The 2,861-nt window shown below is 76.2% G+C and carries 2 protein-coding genes; one reads left to right on the forward strand and one right to left on the reverse strand.

What is annotated here, in order from left to right:
• A partial coding sequence (locus ACSNOD_RS30200; RefSeq protein WP_436770266.1) for a hypothetical protein occupies window positions 1–565 on the reverse strand: 565 nt, incomplete at its 3' end.
• 336 nt (window positions 566–901) lie between these two features.
• Between ACSNOD_RS30200 and ACSNOD_RS30205 the strand changes: the two genes are divergently transcribed.
• A partial coding sequence (locus ACSNOD_RS30205; RefSeq protein WP_436770267.1) for an APC family permease occupies window positions 902–2,861 on the forward strand: 1,960 nt, incomplete at its 3' end.

Genomic DNA, 2,861 nt, shown 5'->3' on the forward strand with positions numbered 1-2,861 from the left:
CGCCCTCCAGTTCGAGGGAGCCGCGGGCCACGAAGAGGTGGACGAACGGCGCGGTGGCGATTTCCAGTGTCTCCCCGCCCCGCAGCAGCCCGCGCTCGCGGGAGCGCCGCGCCGCGGCGTCCAGCTCGTGCCAGATCAGCGGGTTCCGCCGGAGCACGCCCGCGTCGATCTCGACGCGCCGGCCCCGTACGTCACCGAGCACCAGCCGGGGCGCCATGCCCTCGGCGAGGGTCACGCGGGTGAGCAGGTCCGTGCGCACCCGCCGCTCGCGCAGCGGCCCCCGGGCGGCGAGCCAGCCCTTCCCCGCGGTCACCCGCGGCGGGTACAGCACCAGCAGCAGCGCCAGCCCGAGGGCGCACCAGCAGCCGGCGCGCGGCCCGTCGAGCGTGCCGTTGAGGGCGTCGCACAGCAGCAGGAGGGCGAGCAGCGCCGCCGACGCGAGCGCGGCGGCGCGCAGTTCGCCGCGCCACTCACGGTTGCGGGCGAGCACCGGGCCGTCGCCGGACGGCTCGGGCGTGACGACGGGCTCGGGCCGCGAGGGCGGCCGGGTGGTGTCGCGTGCCATGGCCGCACGCTAGGCGCGCGCCCGGGCGCCGCTCCGGGCGTTGACACGCCGTTGACGCGACCCTGGGATTCCTTGACGCGCCGATGACACGGCGCGGGGAATACGGCCCGGGTGGTCCCGCCGCGCCACCGGCCGGGCCCCGGCCGCATCCCCGAACGGCCCCGCCCACCCGAGACGCGCGGCGCGGCCGCGGCGTCAAGATCCCGTGAAGACGCGCCCGCGCGGCGCAAGAGACGCGCCAAGAGCCGGCGCGCAGCGGAAAACCCCTGCTCACCCTGGGTCCTGCAGCGGAACCACCCACGGACCCACGGGCCCACGGACGAGGAAATGAGCACCATGCCGATGCCACGGACGCCCCTCGGAGGCACGGGTTCCCCGGACGCCACGACGGCCGAGGAACCCCCGGATACCGGCGCGACGGCGCCGGCCCGCGCACGTACCGCCGCGGCCGGCCCCGGCCACGACGGGACCGACCGGCCGCCCGGGTCCAAGGGGTCCAAGGGGTCCGCGGGGTCTCAGCGGCCCGCCGGGGCCGAGGGGGCCGCCGGGGCCGACCCCGCCGCGCGGCACCGGCTCACCGCCGTCACCGGGCTCGCCGCCCTCTCCCTGGACGCCATGGCGTCCGTGGCGTACGGCCCCGAGGCCATCGTCCTCGTCCTGGCCGCGGCCGGCGCCCACGGCCTGGGCTTCACCCTGCCCGTCACCCTTGCGATCGCCGCGCTACTGGCCGTGCTCGTCGCCTCCTACCGCCAGGTCATCGCCGCCTTCCCGGACGGCGGCGGCTCCTACGCCGTGGCCAAGGCCCATCTCGGCCGGCGCACCAGCCTGGTGGCCGCCGCGTCCCTCGTCCTGGACTACGTCCTCAACGTCGCCGTCGCCGTCACCGCCGGCGTCGCCGCCCTCACCTCCGCCTTCCCCGGGCTCCTCGACGACCGCCTCTGGCTGTGCCTCGCCGTGCTCGCCCTGATCACGGCCGTGAACCTGCGGGGCGTGGTGGACTCCGCGCGGGCCTTCATCGTCCCCACCGCGGTCTTCATCGTCTCGATCCTGGCGCTGATCGTCGCCGGGCTGCTGCGCGACGCGCCCGCCTCCGTCGAGGCGTCGGCCGGCCACGCCTCCCTGCTCGCCGACGACGCGACCACCGTGGGCGCGCTCCTGCTCCTCAAGGCGTTCGCCTCCGGCTGCTCGGCGCTCACCGGCGTCGAGGCCATCGCCAACGCCGTGCCCTCCTTCCGCGCGCCGGCCGTCCGGCGGGCCCAGCACGCGGAGATCGCCCTCGGCGCGATCCTCGGCGTCATGCTGATCGGCCTCGCCGTGCTGATCTCCCGCTTCCACCTCCAGCCGGTCGAGGGCGTCACCGTCCTCGCCCAGCTCGCCGACGCCTCCCTCGGCCACAACGCGGCCTTCTACGTCGTCCAGTTCGCCACCACCGCGCTGCTGGCGCTCTCCGCCAACACGTCCTTCGGCGGACTGCCCGTCCTGTTGAAGCTCCTCGCCCGCGACAACTACCTGCCGCACGTCTTCGGCCTGAAGGCCGACCGCCAGGTGCACCGCCACGGCGTGCTCGCCCTCGCGGCGGTCTCCGCGGCGCTGCTCGTCTTCTCCGGCGGCGACACCAACACCCTCGTGCCGCTCTTCGCGATCGGCGTCTTCGTCGGCTTCACCATCGCCCAGACCGGCATGGTGCTCCACTGGCGGCGGCAGCGGTCCGCGGGCTGGGCCGGCCGCGCGGCCCTCAACGGCCTCGGCGCGCTCCTCACCGGCGTCAGCGCGATCGTCGTCACGGCCACGAAGTTCCACGACGGCGCGTGGCTGATCGTGCTCGCCCTGCCGCTGCTCGTCGCGGTCTTCGAGGCCGTGCACCGCGCCTACGCGCGGATCGGCCAATGCCTCGGCCTGGGCCGGGTGCCGGCGCCGCCGCACCGGTCGCGCTCCCTGGTCGTGGTCCCGGTCTCCGGGCTCTCCGCGCTCACCAGCGAGGCCCTGACCGCGGCGGTCTCCCTCGGCGACGAGGTCGTCGCCGTCACCGTCACCCACCCCGACCCCGAGGACCGCGAGGCGGCGGCGCTGCTGCGGCGCGACTGGGAACTGTGGCGGCCGGGCGTGCGGCTGTACGAGGTCGTCTCGCCGACGCGGGAACTGGGCCGGCCCGTCGCGGCGTACGTCCGCCGGCTCGCCGGCGAGCACCCCGACTGCCGGATCACGGTGCTCATACCGGAGGTCGAGCCGGCCCATGTCTGGCAGCGGCTGCTGCAGAATCAGCGCGGGGGCGTGGTGGCACGGGCGGTTCGGCGCG

Origin of the sequence: Streptomyces sp. URMC 123 (genome assembly GCF_051386515.1) — a bacterium.
Taxonomy (GTDB): domain Bacteria; phylum Actinomycetota; class Actinomycetes; order Streptomycetales; family Streptomycetaceae; genus Streptomyces.